At 60.7% G+C, this 16,078-nt stretch carries 16 protein-coding genes, 2 tRNA genes and 2 rRNA genes; 13 read left to right on the top strand and 7 right to left on the bottom strand.

Translation table 11 applies throughout. The features are described 5' to 3' along the window. The 4 genes from J0M27_RS18285 to J0M27_RS18300 form a co-directional block, all read right to left on the bottom strand. Positions 1–538, bottom strand: a 23S ribosomal RNA gene (locus J0M27_RS18285); the annotation flags it as partial. Between the two features lie 282 nt (positions 539–820). After that, a tRNA-Ala gene (locus J0M27_RS18290) sits at positions 821–896 on the bottom strand. Between the two features lie 258 nt (positions 897–1,154). Further along, positions 1,155–1,231 (bottom strand) — tRNA-Ile (locus J0M27_RS18295). A 57-nt stretch (positions 1,232–1,288) separates the two neighbouring features. Then, a 16S ribosomal RNA gene (locus tag J0M27_RS18300) occupies positions 1,289–2,824 on the bottom strand. Positions 2,825–3,240: 416 nt separating this feature from the next. On the opposite strand from J0M27_RS18300, the gene J0M27_RS18305 reads away from it, so the two are divergent. The 11 genes from J0M27_RS18305 (at position 3,241) to J0M27_RS18355 (ending at position 11,439) form a co-directional block, all read left to right on the top strand. Continuing rightward, positions 3,241–4,266 (top strand): quinone-dependent dihydroorotate dehydrogenase, encoded by a 1,026-nt coding sequence (locus J0M27_RS18305; protein WP_294995132.1) that lies wholly within the window; start codon positions 3,241–3,243, stop codon positions 4,264–4,266. Between the two features lie 91 nt (positions 4,267–4,357). Further along, positions 4,358–4,942: an electron transport complex subunit RsxA gene (gene rsxA / locus J0M27_RS18310; protein ID WP_294995134.1), complete on the top strand. Its 585-nt coding sequence runs from the start codon at positions 4,358–4,360 to the stop codon at positions 4,940–4,942. 79 nt (positions 4,943–5,021) lie between these two features. Continuing rightward, on the top strand, positions 5,022–5,573 hold the full coding sequence (gene rsxB, locus J0M27_RS18315) for an electron transport complex subunit RsxB (protein ID WP_294995136.1): 552 nt from the start codon (positions 5,022–5,024) through the stop codon (positions 5,571–5,573). Then, positions 5,570–7,240 (top strand): electron transport complex subunit RsxC, encoded by a 1,671-nt coding sequence (gene rsxC / locus J0M27_RS18320; protein ID WP_294995139.1) that lies wholly within the window; start codon positions 5,570–5,572, stop codon positions 7,238–7,240. Before rsxB ends, rsxC begins: the two co-directional genes overlap by 4 nt. 18 nt (positions 7,241–7,258) lie before the next feature. Further along, positions 7,259–8,281, top strand: coding sequence for an RnfABCDGE type electron transport complex subunit D (locus J0M27_RS18325; RefSeq protein WP_294995141.1), 1,023 nt, complete (start codon positions 7,259–7,261; stop codon positions 8,279–8,281). Next, positions 8,278–8,979 (top strand): electron transport complex subunit RsxG, encoded by a 702-nt coding sequence (gene rsxG, locus J0M27_RS18330; protein WP_294995143.1) that lies wholly within the window; start codon positions 8,278–8,280, stop codon positions 8,977–8,979. Before J0M27_RS18325 ends, rsxG begins: the two co-directional genes overlap by 4 nt. After that, entirely contained in the window at positions 8,976–9,662 is a 687-nt protein-coding gene (locus J0M27_RS18335; protein ID WP_294995146.1) for an electron transport complex subunit E, read from the top strand. Before rsxG ends, J0M27_RS18335 begins: the two co-directional genes overlap by 4 nt. Next, positions 9,659–10,291, top strand: coding sequence for an endonuclease III (nth, locus tag J0M27_RS18340; protein WP_294995149.1), 633 nt, complete (start codon positions 9,659–9,661; stop codon positions 10,289–10,291). The genes J0M27_RS18335 and nth overlap by 4 nt, the downstream gene beginning before the upstream one ends. Next, a complete protein-coding gene (locus tag J0M27_RS18345) occupies positions 10,284–10,709 on the top strand; it encodes a DUF1841 family protein (protein ID WP_294995152.1) in 426 nt (141 codons plus the stop codon). The genes nth and J0M27_RS18345 overlap by 8 nt, the downstream gene beginning before the upstream one ends. A 111-nt stretch (positions 10,710–10,820) precedes the next feature. Continuing rightward, positions 10,821–11,120, top strand: coding sequence for a nucleotidyltransferase family protein (locus tag J0M27_RS18350; RefSeq protein ID WP_294995156.1), 300 nt, complete (start codon positions 10,821–10,823; stop codon positions 11,118–11,120). Next, positions 11,110–11,439 (top strand): HepT-like ribonuclease domain-containing protein, encoded by a 330-nt coding sequence (locus tag J0M27_RS18355; protein ID WP_294995159.1) that lies wholly within the window; start codon positions 11,110–11,112, stop codon positions 11,437–11,439. Before J0M27_RS18350 ends, J0M27_RS18355 begins: the two co-directional genes overlap by 11 nt. Positions 11,440–11,465: 26 nt before the next feature. Here the strand turns inward: J0M27_RS18355 and J0M27_RS18360 are convergent, their stop codons facing one another. From J0M27_RS18360 to J0M27_RS18370, 3 genes are read right to left on the bottom strand one after another with little or no spacing between them, the layout of a single operon-like run. Continuing rightward, positions 11,466–11,876, bottom strand: coding sequence for a hypothetical protein (locus J0M27_RS18360; RefSeq protein WP_294995162.1), 411 nt, complete (start codon positions 11,874–11,876; stop codon positions 11,466–11,468). Beyond that, a complete protein-coding gene (locus tag J0M27_RS18365) occupies positions 11,845–12,789 on the bottom strand; it encodes a CHAP domain-containing protein (protein ID WP_294995165.1) in 945 nt (314 codons plus the stop codon). The genes J0M27_RS18360 and J0M27_RS18365 overlap by 32 nt, the downstream gene beginning before the upstream one ends. After that, positions 12,786–13,826 carry a hypothetical protein gene (locus J0M27_RS18370; protein WP_294995168.1) on the bottom strand — a complete coding sequence of 347 codons (1,041 nt, stop codon included), beginning with the start codon at positions 13,824–13,826 and terminating at the stop codon, positions 12,786–12,788. Before J0M27_RS18370 ends, J0M27_RS18365 begins: the two co-directional genes overlap by 4 nt. Before the next feature lie 195 nt (positions 13,827–14,021). On the opposite strand from J0M27_RS18370, the gene J0M27_RS18375 reads away from it, so the two are divergent. Both J0M27_RS18375 and J0M27_RS18380 read left to right on the top strand, forming a co-directional pair. Next, positions 14,022–14,864: a MoxR family ATPase gene (locus tag J0M27_RS18375; protein ID WP_294995171.1), complete on the top strand. Its 843-nt coding sequence runs from the start codon at positions 14,022–14,024 to the stop codon at positions 14,862–14,864. A gap of 37 nt (positions 14,865–14,901) precedes the next feature. Further along, on the top strand, positions 14,902–16,074 hold the full coding sequence (locus tag J0M27_RS18380) for a VWA domain-containing protein (RefSeq protein WP_294995174.1): 1,173 nt from the start codon (positions 14,902–14,904) through the stop codon (positions 16,072–16,074). Positions 16,075–16,078 lie beyond the last annotated feature (4 nt).

Genomic DNA, 16,078 nt, shown 5'->3' on the forward strand with positions numbered 1-16,078 from the left:
GCTCCCACTGTTTGTATGCATGCGGTTTCAGGATCTATTTCACTCCCCTCCCGGGGTTCTTTTCGCCTTTCCCTCACGGTACTGGTTCACTATCGGTCGATTACGAGTATTTAGCCTTGGAGGATGGTCCCCCCATCTTCAGACAGGATTTCACGTGTCCCGCCCTACTTGTCGCAAACTTAGTCTCGCTACTTTGTTTTCGCGTACGGGGCTATCACCCACTACGGCCGCACTTTCCAGAGCGTTCCACTAACAAAATAGTTATCTCTTGCAGGCTGGTCCCTGTTCGCTCGCCACTACTTAGGGAATCTCGGTTGATTTCTTTTCCTCCGGCTACTTAGATGTTTCAGTTCGCCGGGTTCGCTTCCACTGACCTATGTATTCAGTCAGGGATACTCCTTGCGGAGTGGGTTTCCCCATTCGGACATCTGCGGATCAAAGCTTGTTTGCCAGCTCCCCGCAGCTTTTCGCAGGCTACAACGTCCTTCATCGCCTGTAATCGCCAAGGCATCCACCACATGCACTTAGTCACTTGACCCTATAACATTGAACTCCGGTTCCCCGAAATCCTCCTCTACAGGAAGCAACCAAAGTATTACTTGTTCAAGACCCCCGCGCCGGTTCAAAGGACGGGAGTCGTGAAGATACAATCACAACCCATGTGCCATCCCTTCCGAGATGGCACAACCTTACTTCTTCCGAATTTTTAAAGATCCAACAACCGCTTACTCATAAGGAGTAATGACTACACAGAAGCATCCTGCTTCTACGTACTCATTACGCTTCATGCCGCTGTCCGCCACCACGCGCCTAAGGAAATTGGTGGAGGATGACGGGATCGAACCGACGACCCCCTGCTTGCAAAGCAGGTGCTCTCCCAGCTGAGCTAATCCCCCTTCCGCTGGCCTTCGATAAGCGGCGCATCGCGGCGTTGCTCCACCGCTTGCATAGCTTTCGCTATGCGGCACGGTCTCGCGCCTTGCGCTGCTTGCTTCTCAAAGCCCATCGACTCTGGTCCAGGTCCGCTTCATCGCCCCTTAGCGGCCACATTGGTCTGCGAGAACCAAGCAGGACAAGGCGGAGCAGTGCGCCGCATACCTTTTCGTATGCAAGCAAGGCGACAACGCCGTCATGCGCCGGTTATCACAGACCAATGGTGGGTCTGGATGGGTTCGAACCATCGACCCCCGCCTTATCAAGACGGTGCTCTAACCAGCTGAGCTACAGACCCGCTGTTGGCTTCTAAACAACCGATAGGTTGTAGGTGCTCACCGCGCCTTTGCTCTAGAAAGGAGGTGATCCAGCCGCACCTTCCGATACGGCTACCTTGTTACGACTTCACCCCAGTCATGAATCCCACCGTGGTAAGCGCCCCCCTTGCGGTTAGACTACCTACTTCTGGTGGAACCCACTCCCATGGTGTGACGGGCGGTGTGTACAAGACCCGGGAACGTATTCACCGTGACATGCTGATCCACGATTACTAGCGATTCCGACTTCACGCAGTCGAGTTGCAGACTGCGATCCGGACTACGATCGGCTTTGTGGGATTGGCTCCCCCTCGCGGGTTGGCAACCCTCTGTACCGACCATTGTATGACGTGTGAAGCCCTACCCATAAGGGCCATGAGGACTTGACGTCATCCCCACCTTCCTCCGGTTTGTCACCGGCAGTCTCATTAAAGTGCCCAACTCAATGATGGCAATTAATGACAAGGGTTGCGCTCGTTGCGGGACTTAACCCAACATCTCACGACACGAGCTGACGACAGCCATGCAGCACCTGTGTTCAGGTTCCCTTTCGGGCACATCCACCTCTCAGCAGACTTCCTGACATGTCAAGGGTAGGTAAGGTTTTTCGCGTTGCATCGAATTAATCCACATCATCCACCGCTTGTGCGGGTCCCCGTCAATTCCTTTGAGTTTTAATCTTGCGACCGTACTCCCCAGGCGGCGAACTTCACGCGTTAGCTGCGGTACTAAGAAAGTCTCCTTCCCCAACACCTAGTTCGCATCGTTTAGGGCGTGGACTACCAGGGTATCTAATCCTGTTTGCTCCCCACGCTTTCGTGCATGAGCGTCAGTGTTGACCCAGGGGGCTGCCTTCGCCATCGGTGTTCCTCCACATCTCTACGCATTTCACTGCTACACGTGGAATTCCACCCCCCTCTGCCACACTCCAGTCCCACAGTCACAAACGCAGTTCCCAGGTTAAGCCCGGGGATTTCACATCTGTCTTATGGAACCGCCTGCGCACGCTTTACGCCCAGTAATTCCGATTAACGCTCGCACCCTACGTATTACCGCGGCTGCTGGCACGTAGTTAGCCGGTGCTTCTTCTTCAGGTACCGTCATTAGCGCCCCGTATTAGGGAACACCGTTTCGTTCCTGCCGAAAGAGCTTTACAACCCGAAGGCCTTCTTCACTCACGCGGAATGGCTGGATCAGGGTTGCCCCCATTGTCCAAAATTCCCCACTGCTGCCTCCCGTAGGAGTCTGGACCGTGTCTCAGTTCCAGTGTGGCTGGTCGTCCTCTCAGACCAGCTACGGATCGTCGCCTTGGTGAGCCTTTACCTCACCAACTAGCTAATCCGATATCGGCCGCTCCTATCGCGCGAGGTCTTGCGATCCCCCGCTTTCACCCTCAGGTCGTATGCGGTATTAGCTATCCTTTCGGATAGTTATCCCCCACGACAGGGTACGTTCCGATATGTTACTCACCCGTTCGCCGCTCGCCGCCAGGTTGCCCCGCGCTGCCGCTCGACTTGCATGTGTAAAGCATTCCGCCAGCGTTCAATCTGAGCCAGGATCAAACTCTTCAGTTCAATCTGTCTTTTTACTACTCGCTCAAACGAATCTCAGAGGCTAAATTTGCATTTAACCTTACTGTTTTACTCGTGTAAGCGCTTGCTTCTCAATACTCTTAGCATCCAGCAGCAGCAGATCCTTCACCTCATGCTTTCGCACTCCGCTCAGAACTCGGCCCGTGTCTTCCAACCCGGTCCAGCTTCCATCCCTTCGATCTCGGAATGTCCACCCACCACCACCACCAGCCCAGCAAGCACCTACACCTATCGGTTGTTTGGTTTTTAAAGAACTCCGCCTTTCTTTCGGCGGCTCCGCAAGCAGCAGAGAAGGAAGATTATATGAGCCCTTCTCTCGCCTGTAAACCCCTTGTGCAGTTTTTCTTTCCGATTTGTGACAAATCCTTCTCCTGACCGGCAACGTAGAATGCCCCGCCATGATTCCGTATGCCCTGATCCGTCCCCTTCTCTTTGCTTTCGATGCCGAGCGCGCCCATGAACTGACGCTGCGCTTGCTTTCTGTAGGCGCTTCTCTGGGAATTCGTAGTACGCCGCCCCCAAGTCAGGCTCCCGTAGAAGTGATGGGGCTCCGATTTCCCAACCGGGTCGGCCTTGCGGCAGGGCTGGACAAGAACGGCACCGCGATCGATGGGCTGGCACAGTTCGGCTTCGGCTTCCTCGAAGTCGGTACCGTGACGCCACGCCCACAGCCGGGGAACCCCCGGCCGCGCCTGTTCCGCCTGCCCGAGCAGCGGGCCATCATCAACCGCATGGGGTTCAACAACGAAGGCATCGACGCACTGCTCGATACTCTCTCGCATTCGCGGTACGAAGGCATCCTCGGCATCAACATCGGCAAGAACTTCGGCACTCCAATCGAACGGGCCGTCGATGACTACCTGATCTGCCTCGAAAAGGCCTACCCGGCGGCAAGCTACATTGCGGTCAATATTTCCTCGCCCAATACCAAGAATTTGCGGCAGTTGCAGGGCGCGTCGGAGCTGGACGCCCTGCTCGAAGCGCTCAAGTCCCGACAGGCCGCGCTTTCGGACCAGAACGGCAAATATGTTCCGCTGGCCCTGAAAATCGCACCCGACCTCGAACCCAGCCAGATCGACACGATTGCCGACACCCTAAAGCGCCACAAAATCGATGCAGTGATCGCCACCAATACGACACTGGGTCGCGAAGGCGTCGAATCCTCGCCCCTGGCTGCAGAAGCCGGCGGGTTGTCCGGCGCCCCGCTGTTCGAGAAATCGACCACCGTGATTCGGCGTCTAGCCCACGCACTGGCCGGGGAACTGCCCATCATCGCGGCCGGCGGCATCGACAGCGGCGAACGCGCTCGCGCAAAGATCGAAGCCGGAGCCGCGCTGGTGCAGATTTACAGCGGGCTGATCTATCGGGGTCCGCGCCTTGTCACCGAATGCATTACCGCCACGGATGCCGCCACGCGGCGCTAACATCCCGGTCCCACTTGCGGAAACACTATTAATAGCGAGATAATTTGATCTCCACCAATTATTGCGAATCGGCTCCGGCATTGCACGCAACATGACGACCTACCTATTCATCATCCTTGGCGCGGTCCTCGTCAACAATGTCGTGTTCGTGCGGATACTCGGCCTGTGCCCGTTCATGGGCGTCTCCAAGAAGCTGGAGACCGCGCTGGGCATGGGAGCGGCCACCACCTTCGTTCTGACCATGGCCTGCGGCGCCAGCTACATCATCGATCGCTGGCTGCTGATACCAAATCAACTCGAATACCTGCGCACGCTTTCCTTCATCGTCACCATTGCCGCCATCGTGCAATTGACCGAGCTGGTGATCCAGAAGACCAGCCCGCTGCTGCACCAGGTACTGGGCATCTACCTGCCGCTGATCACGACCAATTGCGCAGTGCTCGGCATCCCGTTGCTCAACGTCAGCCTGCGCCACAACTTCCTCGAATCACTGTTGTTCGGTTTCGGCAGCGCCGTGGGTTTCACGCTGGCGCTGATCCTGTTCGCGGGCATCCGCGAGCGGCTTGAGGCAGCCGATGTTCCGGTGCATTTCCGCGGCACGGCCATCGCCATGATCACCGCTGGCCTGATGAGCCTTGCCTTCATGGGCTTCGCCGGGCTGGACAAGTACAAGTAATGGCCCAACACGCTCGCAGAACCGGCTGGCTGCCTCCAACGCACATGCTCCCTTGGGGCGGACCGGCGCAGGCATAGCCATGCTCGAAGCGATCCTGGTCATGGCGCTGGGCGCCGTCCTGCTCGGTGCCGCTCTCGGCTATGCGGCGGTGCGCTTCCGCGTCGAAGGCGATCCGCTGGTGGAGAAAATCGACGCCATCCTGCCGCAAACGCAGTGCGGCCAATGCGGCTTCCCCGGCTGCAAGCCCTACGCACAGGCCATCGCCAAGGGCGAGGCCGACATCAACTGCTGTCCGCCGGGGGGCGAGGAAGGCATCCACAAGCTGGCCGACCTGCTCGGTCGCGAGTTCAAACCGTTATCCGCCGAGCACGGCGTCGAGAAACCGAAGTCGGTCGCCGTCATCGACGAACAGGCCTGCATCGGCTGCACGCTGTGCATCCAGGCCTGCCCGGTAGACGCCATCGTCGGCGCGGCGAAGCAGATGCATACCGTGGTTGCCGTGCAGTGCACGGGGTGCGAGCTTTGCATCGCGCCCTGTCCCGTCGACTGCATCCGCATGTATGCCATTCAGGAAACGGTGGACACCTGGAAGTGGAAGTATCCCGTGATACCCCTGCGGCAGACCGCATGATCGCCAAATTGTTCAGCTTCAAGGGAGGCGTCAAGCCCGACTCGCACAAGGATGAATCGGCGACCGCGCCGATCCGCGTCGCGCCGCTGCCCTCGCGTCTGATCATCCCGCTGCGCCAGAGTGCCCGCGCCATGGCGCGCTGCCTGGTGCAACCCGGCCGGGCCGTGCTCAAGGGCGAGGTCATCGCGGCCGCCGAGGGTCCGATGTGTACCGCGGTGCATGCGCCCACCTCCGGCACCGTGCGCGCCATCGAACCACAGCCGGTACCGCATCCGTCGGGCTTGCCGGCCCCGAGCATCGTCATCGATCCCGACGGACTGGACCGCTGGATCGAAAAACAGCCCTTCGACTACCTCGCCACCAGCGCCCTGCAGACGCGCGACTACCTGCGCGACTGCGGCGTGGTCGGCCTCGGTGGCGCCGGTTTTCCCAGCCACGTCAAGCTGGGGCCGGGGGAAAAGGGAATCGAAACCTTGATCCTCAACGGCGCCGAATGCGAGCCCTGGATCACCTGCGACGACCGCCTGATGCGCGAGCGCGCCGACATGATCCTTGCCGGCGCGGCGATGATGCGCCATATTACCGGCGCGCGCCGCATCCTGGTCGGCATCGAGGACAACAAGCCGCAGGCCGTCGCCGCCATGCGCGACGCCGCACAAGGCCTCGGCGACTCCGCAGTCGAGGTGATCGCGGTTCCGACCCGCTATCCCGCCGGCGGCGAGAAGCAGTTGATCCGGGTACTGACCGGAATCGAGATTCCCTACGGCAAGCTCGGCACCCATTTCGGCGTGCAGTGCTTCAACGTCGGCTCGGCGCACGCAATCTATCGCGCCATCGCCCACGGCGAGCCGCTGATCTCGCGCGTGCTGACGCTCAGCGGCAACATGGCGCATCCGGGCAACTTCGAAGCCCTGATCGGCACGCCGATCAGCGACCTGCTGCCGCTCGCCGAGCCGCGCACCGACACCGATCGCTACCTGATGGGCGGACCGATGATGGGCGTCGGCCTGCAAAGCCTCGATACCCCGGTCACCAAGGGCACCAACTGCATCCTGGCCGGCTCGCCCGCGCTGTTCCCGCCGCCGCCGCCCGAAATGCCCTGCATCCGCTGCGGCGAGTGCGCCAAGGCCTGCCCGGCCGAACTCCAGCCTTTCGAACTGTACTGGTTCAGCCGGGCAAAAATCTTCGGCAAGGCGCAGGAGTACTCGCTGTTCGACTGCATCGAGTGCGGCTGCTGCTCCTACGTCTGCCCCTCGCGCATTCCGCTGGTGGATTATTTCCGTTTCGCCAAAGGCGAGATCTGGGCCCGGGAAAAGGAAAAGGCGGCGGCCGACCTGGCCCGCGAGCGTTACGAATTCCGCCTCGCCCGCGAAGAACGCGAGAAAGCCGAAAAGGCCGCCAAGCTGGCCGCCAAGACCGCCGCCGGACGGGAAAAGGCCGCGGCCGCCATCGCCGTTGCCGAAAAACCGGCGACAAGTCCCGAGGAAGACGCCAAGAAAGCCCTGATCGCCGCCGCGCTGGAACGCGCGAAGGCACAGAAGGAGCAGGCGCATCCGGAAAACGTCACCGACCTGACGCCGGAACAGCAGGCCGAAATCGCCGCCATCGAAGGGCGCCGCGCCGAAATTCGTGAAATGGCCAAGCCGCACCTGCGGCAGGATGACTGAACGGATTGCCGATACCTCGTGAATAACTCGCCCTACACCCTCAAACCCGCCAGCGTGCAATCGGTCATGCTGCGCGTGCTGCTCGCGCTGCTGCCCGGCATTGGCGCCTATGTCTGGTTCTTCGGTGCCGCCATTCTGGTGCAGATCGCGCTGGCCTCGCTCACCGCACTCGCCGCCGAAGCGGCGATGCTGGCCTTGCGCGGCAAGCCGCTGCGGCCCTTCCTCGGCGATGGCTCGGCGCTGGTCACGGCCTGGCTGATCGCCCTGACCTTTCCCTCGATCGCGCCCTGGTGGCTGACCGTGCTCGGCACGCTGCTCGCGATCGTCGTCGCCAAGCATCTCTATGGCGGCCTGGGGCAGAATCCCTTCAATCCGGCGATGGTGGCCTTCGCCCTGATGATCGTCGCCTATCCGTTGCTCATGTCGCAATGGCCCAGAGTCGACTCCACCGACTTTGCCGTGCAATGGGAGGCGATTTTCGGCAACCGCCAGCTCCTCGATGCCATGACCATGGCCACGCCGCTCGACGCGCTGCGTACCGTGCTGCGCGATCCGGAACAGCGCGCGATGATAGGCGGCATCCTGGGGGGCAAGGCCACCTTCGGCAACGTCGGCGGTCGCGGCTGGGAGTGGATCGCCGCCGGCTACTTCCTCGGCGGCCTGTACCTGCTCCAGCAGCGGATCATCACCTGGCACCTGCCGGTCGCCTTTCTCGCGGTGCTGTGCGCGGTGTCGGGGGCATTCGCCCTCTTTGATCCCGACCGCTTTGCCGGACCGGGGTTCCAGCTGTTCACCGGCGGCGCCATGCTGGCGGCCTTTTTCATCATCACCGACCCGGTTTCCGGCGCCACCACGCCGAAGGGCAAGCTGATCTTCGCTGCCGGCGCCGCCCTGCTGACCTGGATCATCCGCAGCTTCGGCGCCTATCCGGACGGCATCGCCTTCGCCGTGCTGCTGATGAACATCGCCGCGCCGCTGATCGACATGTACACCCAGCCGCCGGTGTTCGGACACAAGGGCAAACAGGAAGATTCCCGATGAGCGAACCCATCGAAATCGGGCAAAGGGAAGCGGGGGTATTCCGCATCTCGGCGCGCACGGCGGGCATCATGCTCGCATTTACCCTGGTGTTCACCGCGCTGATGGCCGGCACCTACAAAGCCACGGCGCCCATGGTCGCCGCCAGCGCACTGGCGGAGAAGCTGCGCCTGATCGGCGAAGTGCTGCCGGGAACACTGTACGACAACGACCTGATGGCCGATGCGATCACTCTGGCGCCGCAGAAAGCACTGGGGCTCGACGACGAAACCCGGCTGTGGCGCGCGCGCAGGAACGGCGCGCCGGTGGCGCTGGTGCTGGAAGCCGCCGCGGCGGACGGCTATTCCGGCCGCATCGGCCTGATCGTCGCCGTCGCCGCCGACGGCAGGCTGATCGCGGTTCGCGTCACCGCGCACAAGGAAACGCCCGGGCTGGGCGACTACATCGATCCGAAAAAGGATCGCAACAAGACGCGGCCGTGGATCACCCAGTTCAACAACGTGGGCTTCGACAGCGTGCCCCAAAGCAAATGGCGCGTAAAGAAGGACGGCGGCCGCTTTGACCAGATGAGCGGTGCCACGATCTCGGCCCGCGCCGTGACCAGGGCCAGCGGCCGCGCGCTGGCCTGGACCGTCGAGCACAAGGACAAGCTGTTCGCCCTGCCGGCCAACGGCCGCTTCGAGGAAAGGGAAACCCCATGAGCATCTACAAGGACATCGCCTGGAACGGCCTGTGGAAGCAGAACTCCATCCTCGCCCAGTTGCTGGGGCTGTGCCCCCTGCTGGCGGTGAGCACGACCCTGGTCAATGCGGTCAGCCTGGGCCTCGCCACCATCCTCGTCATGATGCTGGCCAACCTGGCCATATCCGCCCTGCGCGCCCTGATCCCCTACGAGATCCGCATCCCCGTCTTCATCCTGATCATCGCCGCGCTGGTAACGGTGGTCGACCTGGCCTTCAATGCCTTCCTGCACGACATGTACCTGGTGCTCGGCATTTTCATCCCGCTGATCGTCACCAACTGCATCGTGCTGGCCCGCGTCGAAGCCTTCGCCGCCAAGAACGGCCTGCGTGCGGCGACCTTCGATGGCCTGATGATGGGCGTCGGCTTCGTCTGGGTGATCGCCCTGCTCGGTGCGGTGCGCGAGTTCATCGGCCAGGGAACATTGTTCTCCGGCATCGAGATGATCTTCCCGACGCTGTCCGCCGTCCAGGTCTTGCCGGAATCCTATCCCGGCTTCCTGATCGCTATCCTGCCGCCCGGCGCCTTCTTCGTCCTTGGCCTGCTGATCGCCGGGCGCAACTGGCTCGACGCCCGCGCCAACGCGCGCCTGCGCGAAAAGCGCCTGCACGATCAGCCACCACCGGCTTCGGTCCCGGCATGAGCCCGAAAAAGGTTCGCGAGTTCTTTGCCCGACTGGCAGCAGCGAACCCGGAACCGAAAAGCGAACTCGAATACGCGACGCCGTTTCAGTTGCTGGTGGCCGTGGTGCTTTCCGCCCAGGCCACCGACAAGGGCGTGAATCGTGCCACGCGCGCGCTGTTCCGCGACCATCCGACGCCGCAGGCGATCGCCGCGCTGGGTGTGGAGGGCCTGGCCGAATACATCAATACCATCGGCCTCTATCCGACCAAGGCCAAGAACGTCGTGGCCCTGTCGCGCCTGCTGCTGGAGCGCCACGGCGGCGACGTGCCGCATGACCGCACCGCACTCGAAGCCCTGCCCGGCGTCGGCCGCAAGACGGCCAACGTGGTGCTGAACATCGCCTTTCATGAACCGACCATCGCGGTCGACACCCACATCTTCCGCGTCGGCAACCGCACCGGGCTGGCGCCGGGAAACACGGTCGACGCGGTGGAACAGAAACTGCTCAAGGTGGTGCCCGCCGAATTCCGCCTGCATGCCCATCACTGGCTGATCCTGCACGGCCGCTACACCTGCAAGGCGCGTTCCCCGGACTGCGTGCATTGCGGCGTCTTCGACCTCTGTGCATGGAAAGAGAAAAATGTTTAATCCGAGCCGTGACCAGGCGCGCCAGTTCCTGATCGACGCCTGGGCCAGGCACCGGCAGCGGCTGCCGGGCACGGCGATGGAAACCCTGGCCGCCGACCTGGTCGCCCTGCATCCCGAATACCACGCCCTGGTCGAAGCCGAGGACGCGCTGACGCGCGAATGGACGCCGGAACAGGGCGAGACCAATCCCTTCCTGCATCTGTCGCTGCACCTCGCCATCGAGGAACAGCTTTCGATCGACCAGCCGCCGGGCATCCGCGCCGCCTTCACCCTTCTGCAAAGCCGCCGTGGCGACCGTCACGAAGCGCTGCATGACGTCCTCGACTGCCTCGGCGAAATGCTCTGGCGCGCACAACGCAGCAAGCTGCCGCCGGATGGCGAAGCCTATGTCGACTGCGTGCGGCGCAAGGCTGGTTGATGCGAAAAGTCGGCGCTGACGACACGGCAATAGCGAATGCAAATATCGAGTGGAAATTCCCGTTTGTACGATCTGATGTAAATTAGACCGACCGCCAACAAGGATCGCCACATGACCGCCTTCATCCCCATCGCATCGGACTCAATAGCAGGATTTTGCCGCTCGCATTCGGTGCGCGAATTGGCCATATTTGGCTCGCTGGCCCGCGGGGAGGCTCGTCCCGAAAGCGACGTAGACGTGATAATCGACCTACGGCAGGACGCCCGTGTGGGTCTTGTCGCAATGCAACGGATGCAGGCGGAGTTGATGGCGCTTTTTGGACGCCCGGTTGACCTCGTCACGCGCGATGGCCTGAATCGTCACATTCGCGACCAGATATTGCGCGAGGCAAAAATACTCTATGCGGAGTGAGCTTCTGTATCTGGCCGACATCGCTGATGCGATTGCATCCATCGAGCGGTGGATGAGCGGATGCGACGAAACGCGATTTCTGCGGGACGACATATTGCAGTCCGCCGTGCTGCAAAAGCTGTCAACAATCGGGGAGGCCGCCTCACGACTTTCGGCGGAAACCTTGTCGAAAGCGCCGCAAGTTCCCTGGAAGGAAATTGTCGGCTTTCGCAACGTCGCGGTACACGCCTATTTTTCGGTTGACTGGAAAGTGGTCTACATCACAGTGGTTGAAGACTTGTCGGACCTGCGAGAAGCAGTCCGGACTCTTCAATCCTGATCCGATCCTTGGCCGATTTCACGCAGTCAGAAGCGATCTTCCTTGGCCCGTCGGCCTCCACTCGCAGAATAGTCAGGTGCTGGATTCTGGATGTACGAGCGGGACGATGACGGCGCCGGTTGGGCGCCCTGCTGGACTATCGATTGCACGACAGCCTGGCCAATAGCTCGGCCGATTTCGTTGGCAATGATGCGTTTTGTCGATTGTCTGTCGGCCTGCGGCTGCTCATACGAGTATTGCTGAGCCTGCCCCCCTCCGCTTCGCGTCGACGTTGCAGGCGCCTGCTGCTGGGAACTGCCCACATCTTCATCGTCGACGACCTGCCCGGCAGATACCGGGCCCGACATTAATGCCAGCATCGTCAATCCGCCGACCACTGCCCGCTTGGCTGGCCCAAGACAATGACTATGGGTGAAGCGTGATCGATTTTTCGCCATTTTTCAGTTTCTCCTTACACGGAGTTCTATCGACCTTGCCGCACTTCTTGTCCCATTTGACCTGCCCATTTTCAAGCAGCACGAAATGGTAGGTATGCGGCCGACTTTCATTGCCAAGCTTGAAGCGAACCTTGTTATCACGGCTGTGCAACATGTTGTTGATCGGCACGGGGCCGGTATCGCCCCGCGCATTGACACGCGCCACGACTCGGCCGTTAATCGATGCCTCAGCGGGAACATCAACATTGAAAATACGAATCGCATATTGCGGGACGGACTTTCGTCCCGTTCCCTTGTTGCCCGTTGGCGGGTTAGGCGCCAGAGGCGGAGCGGGCGCCGCTGCGACCTTTAGCCCAGGAGGATAGATAATACCCAATAGCGTGGCACTATTCCCAAGCTGCCCGCCGGCTGAAACTGTTGCCCGAGTAGGTCCCACACCATTGATACATCTTGCATCTGTCCAGCCTGAACACGCCAACAGCAAGGGATCTTTTATCGTCTTCGAGAGTTCCTTCTTCCCGCCCCAGTTGCAGTGACTCACAGTGAACGAACCGTCCCTTCCAACATCTTCGATGTAGGCGACATGTCCATAGTCGCCAACCTTAAACACAGCTATCGCGCCTACCTCGGGTTTCAAATTGCCTTCAGCGCGCCATCCTTTGGCCGTATGTACTGATTTTCTCGCTTCGACAATCCAATCCTTGGCATCGGGCGGATACCACGGAACTGGGACACCCACCTTCTTTCTCACGTACCAAACACACTGGCCCTCTGCAAAATCGCTGGGTAGCTTGACGTTGGCGCATTTGTCGGCTGCGTTCACTGTGGGGAAGAACCCAATGCCAATCGCACCAGCGAAGATCGCGAGCAACCATTGGCTAATTTTCGAGTATTGCGGAGTCCGTTGATTCATTGAGCAGCCTGCCGCTTGGTGGCCGGTGCTTTCCTTCCACCAGCGGAACCCGAACTACCCGCCGCAGGCGCCGGGGACGCTGCGGGAGTCCGCACTTGTACCGGCGCCGTTCCACTGCTCGCGTACCCGGCCGCCGAGGTCAGCCCCTGAAACACGTTGGCCGCATCCGTGCCGTATGCCTGAATGAAGGACTGCCTCACGATCCCAAGATTGCCGTCGAGTCCTGGCGATACTTCCTGGAAGGCCGTCTTGCTCCTCCTTAGCAGATCGATCAGTTCATCGCGCTTGATCAGGTTGTGGCTCAGGCGCCGGCCCCACTCGTCACCCATGACGGTGAAGGTCTGACGGTAGATCTCCGTCTTCAGGGTTTCGGTCGAAGGAATATTCAGCACGGCGAGAGCCTTGCGCGCATCCAGCAGCATGTTCGTTCCGCCTTCCGATGTTTGCTGGACATACCCTCCAGCACGCAGCGCGGCGACCGTGCGCTTGTACTTCTCATCGTAGCCTTGAACAAAATTGTTGATGAATTTCTCCCGATCCGCCTGGGAGCCTTCCGAGATCAGCGTGATGAACACATTGACGGCGCGCGTCACGGTTTCCGCCCACCCACGCTCGAAATCCTCGATCACACCCACGAAGCGCTTCGCTGTTTTGTCGCCAATGGTTGCGGCCGCATCAGTCAGGTAGGGCCCGAGAATCAGATCCGCCGTCCGATCCTGATAACCGATGCGATACCCCTTATTGAACGCGTCCTTCAGATCGGAATGAATCCAGAAGAAGTCAAGATTGTTGGCGTCAATAAGGGAATCGACAAAGGGTCGATCAGAGACATCGTTGGCCGGATTCTTTCTATTCCAGTGACGCGTACCCCACCATTTTCCTGCTTCTTCGTAAGAGGCGGCATCGCGCTTGGTTAGTCGAAAGTAGTCACCCCCATCGCCACGCACATTGGTCTGATTGCAAGCCGAAAGAAACAAAGCCGAAAGAATGACCACGAGCAGCGTAGCCCACCGTTGGCGGAAATTTGGCACTCCCATTTGTATACTCCCCCTAGAAAACCCGTAAAGATTGAAGAACATGCATTGTTGATTCTTTCGTCCAGCATAAACGCCCCCCCCCCCCCACTTGTCAAGCAATTTGATTGAACGGAAGGAATCGCTCCAATACCGCCAATGCAGGACAAAACCCCCGCTCTGGGATAATCTGTTGCTTCAACCCTGAAAGAAAACACCATGCGCTTTGAAGGAACCACTACCTACGTCGCCACCCCCGACCTCATGCTCGCGGTCAATGCCGCGATCACCCTGCAGCGCCCGCTGCTGATCAAGGGCGAGCCCGGCACGGGCAAGACCATGCTGGCCGAGGAAGTCGCCGGCGCGCTGGGCGTGCCGCTGCTGCAGTGGCACATCAAGTCCACCACCAAGGCCCAGCAGGGTCTGTACGAGTACGACGCCGTGTCGCGCCTGCGCGACTCGCAGCTCGGCGACGAAAAGGTCAAGGACATATCCAACTACATCGTCAAGGGCGTGCTGTGGCAGGCCTTCGAGCAGGGCAAGCCCTCGGTGATCCTGATCGACGAAGTAGACAAGGCGGACATCGAGTTCCCCAACGACCTGCTGCGCGAACTCGACCGCATGGAGTTCCATGTTTACGAGACGCGGCAGACCGTGCGCGCCGCCGTGCGCCCCATCGTCATCATCACCTCGAACAACGAGAAGGAACTGCCCGACGCTTTCCTTCGCCGCTGCTTCTTCCACTACATCAAGTTCCCCGACAAGGAGACCATGGGGCGCATCGTCGACGTACATTTCCCCAACCTGAAGAAGGACTTGTTGCGCGAAGCCATGGAAGTCTTTTTCGAGCTGCGCGAAGTGCCCGGCATGAAGAAGAAGCCCTCGACCTCCGAGCTGATCGACTGGCTCAAGCTGCTGGTGGCCGAGGACATCCCGCCGGAAGCGCTGCATTCAAAGGACAAGAAGGCCGTGGTGCCGCCGCTGGCCGGCGCGCTGCTGAAGAACGAGCAGGATGTGCATCTGTTCGAGCGGCTGGTTTTCATGGCGCGGCACAACCGCTGATCTGCCGCCATCGCCGTCCCGCCAGCGCCGACTTTCCATGCTGATTGACTTCTTTCTCCACCTCAAGACAAAAAAACTGCCCGTTTCCACGCGCGAGTTCCTCACGCTGCTGGAAGCGCTGAAGGAGCATGTTGCGGGGAATTCGATCGACGACTTCTACTTCCTCGCCCGCACCTGCCTGGTCAAGGACGAAACCCACTACGACAAGTTCGACCGCGCCTTCGGCGAATACTTCAAGGGCGTGACGCAGATCCCCGGACTGGAGGCCGACATCCCCGAAGAGTGGCTGAAGATGATGATGAAGAAGCATCTGACACCCGAGGAAAAGGCCAAGCTGGAAAAGCTCGGCTGGGACAAGCTGATGGAGGAATTCAAGAAGCGCCTCGCCGAGCAGAAGGAGCGCCATGCCGGCGGCAGCAAGTGGATCGGCACCGGCGGCTCCTCGCCCTTCGGCCACGGCGGCTACCACCCCGAGGGCATTCGCGTCGGCGGCCCCTCGGCCGGTAACCGCACCGCCGTCAAGGTCTGGGAGAACCGCGAGTACCGCAACCTGGACGACACGGTCGAACTCGGCACGCGCAACATCAAGATCGCCCTGCGCCGCCTGCGCCGCTTCGCTCGCGAAGGCGCCGAGGACGAACTGGATCTCGACGGCACCATCACCGGCACGGCGAGGAACGCCGGCTGGCTCGACATCAGGATGCGCCCCGAGCGCCACAACAAGGTCAAGGTGCTGCTCTTCCTCGACATCGGCGGCTCGATGGACGACCACATCAAGGTCTGCGAGGAACTGTTCTCGGCGGCCAAGAGCGAGTTCAAGCACCTCGAATATTTCTACTTCCACAACTGCATCTACGACTACGTCTGGAAGGACAACCGGCGCCGCCATGGCGAGCGCTTCCCGCTGTGGGACGTGATGCACAAGTACGGCGAAGACTACAAGGTGGTGGTGGTCGGCGACGCCACCATGAGCCCCTACGAAATCCTGCAGCCCGGCGGCTCGGTCGAATACTCGAACGAGGAAGCCGGCGCGGTCTGGCTGCAGCGCATGCTCGATACCTGGCCGCGCGCGGTCTGGCTCAACCCCGAGCCGGAACGCCTGTGGGACTACCGCCACTCGATCGAATTGATCCGCACGATCTTCAACAGCCGCATGTTCCCGCTTACGCTGGCCGGCCTCGAACGCGCCATGCGCGAACTGAACAAGTAAGCCG

Source organism: Sulfuritalea sp., assembly GCF_017302275.1.
Lineage (GTDB): Bacteria > Pseudomonadota > Gammaproteobacteria > Burkholderiales > Rhodocyclaceae > Sulfuritalea.

Bases quoted from the DNA above. Each gene is read 5' to 3' on its own strand.
- J0M27_RS18305 (WP_294995132.1), top strand. From the start codon at position 3,241: ATGATTCCGTATGCCCTGATCCGTCCCCTTCTCTTTGCTTTCGATGCC.
- rsxA (WP_294995134.1), top strand. From the start codon at position 4,358: ATGACGACCTACCTATTCATCATCCTTGGCGCGGTCCTCGTCAACAAT.
- rsxB (WP_294995136.1), top strand. From the start codon at position 5,022: ATGCTCGAAGCGATCCTGGTCATGGCGCTGGGCGCCGTCCTGCTCGGT.
- rsxC (WP_294995139.1), top strand. From the start codon at position 5,570: ATGATCGCCAAATTGTTCAGCTTCAAGGGAGGCGTCAAGCCCGACTCG.
- rsxG (WP_294995143.1), top strand. From the start codon at position 8,278: ATGAGCGAACCCATCGAAATCGGGCAAAGGGAAGCGGGGGTATTCCGC.
- J0M27_RS18335 (WP_294995146.1), top strand. From the start codon at position 8,976: ATGAGCATCTACAAGGACATCGCCTGGAACGGCCTGTGGAAGCAGAAC.
- nth (WP_294995149.1), top strand. From the start codon at position 9,659: ATGAGCCCGAAAAAGGTTCGCGAGTTCTTTGCCCGACTGGCAGCAGCG.
- J0M27_RS18345 (WP_294995152.1), top strand. From the start codon at position 10,284: ATGTTTAATCCGAGCCGTGACCAGGCGCGCCAGTTCCTGATCGACGCC.
- J0M27_RS18350 (WP_294995156.1), top strand. From the start codon at position 10,821: ATGACCGCCTTCATCCCCATCGCATCGGACTCAATAGCAGGATTTTGC.
- J0M27_RS18355 (WP_294995159.1), top strand. From the start codon at position 11,110: ATGCGGAGTGAGCTTCTGTATCTGGCCGACATCGCTGATGCGATTGCA.
- J0M27_RS18360 (WP_294995162.1), bottom strand. From the start codon at position 11,876: ATGGCGAAAAATCGATCACGCTTCACCCATAGTCATTGTCTTGGGCCA.
- J0M27_RS18365 (WP_294995165.1), bottom strand. From the start codon at position 12,789: ATGAATCAACGGACTCCGCAATACTCGAAAATTAGCCAATGGTTGCTC.
- J0M27_RS18370 (WP_294995168.1), bottom strand. From the start codon at position 13,826: ATGGGAGTGCCAAATTTCCGCCAACGGTGGGCTACGCTGCTCGTGGTC.
- J0M27_RS18375 (WP_294995171.1), top strand. From the start codon at position 14,022: ATGCGCTTTGAAGGAACCACTACCTACGTCGCCACCCCCGACCTCATG.
- J0M27_RS18380 (WP_294995174.1), top strand. From the start codon at position 14,902: ATGCTGATTGACTTCTTTCTCCACCTCAAGACAAAAAAACTGCCCGTT.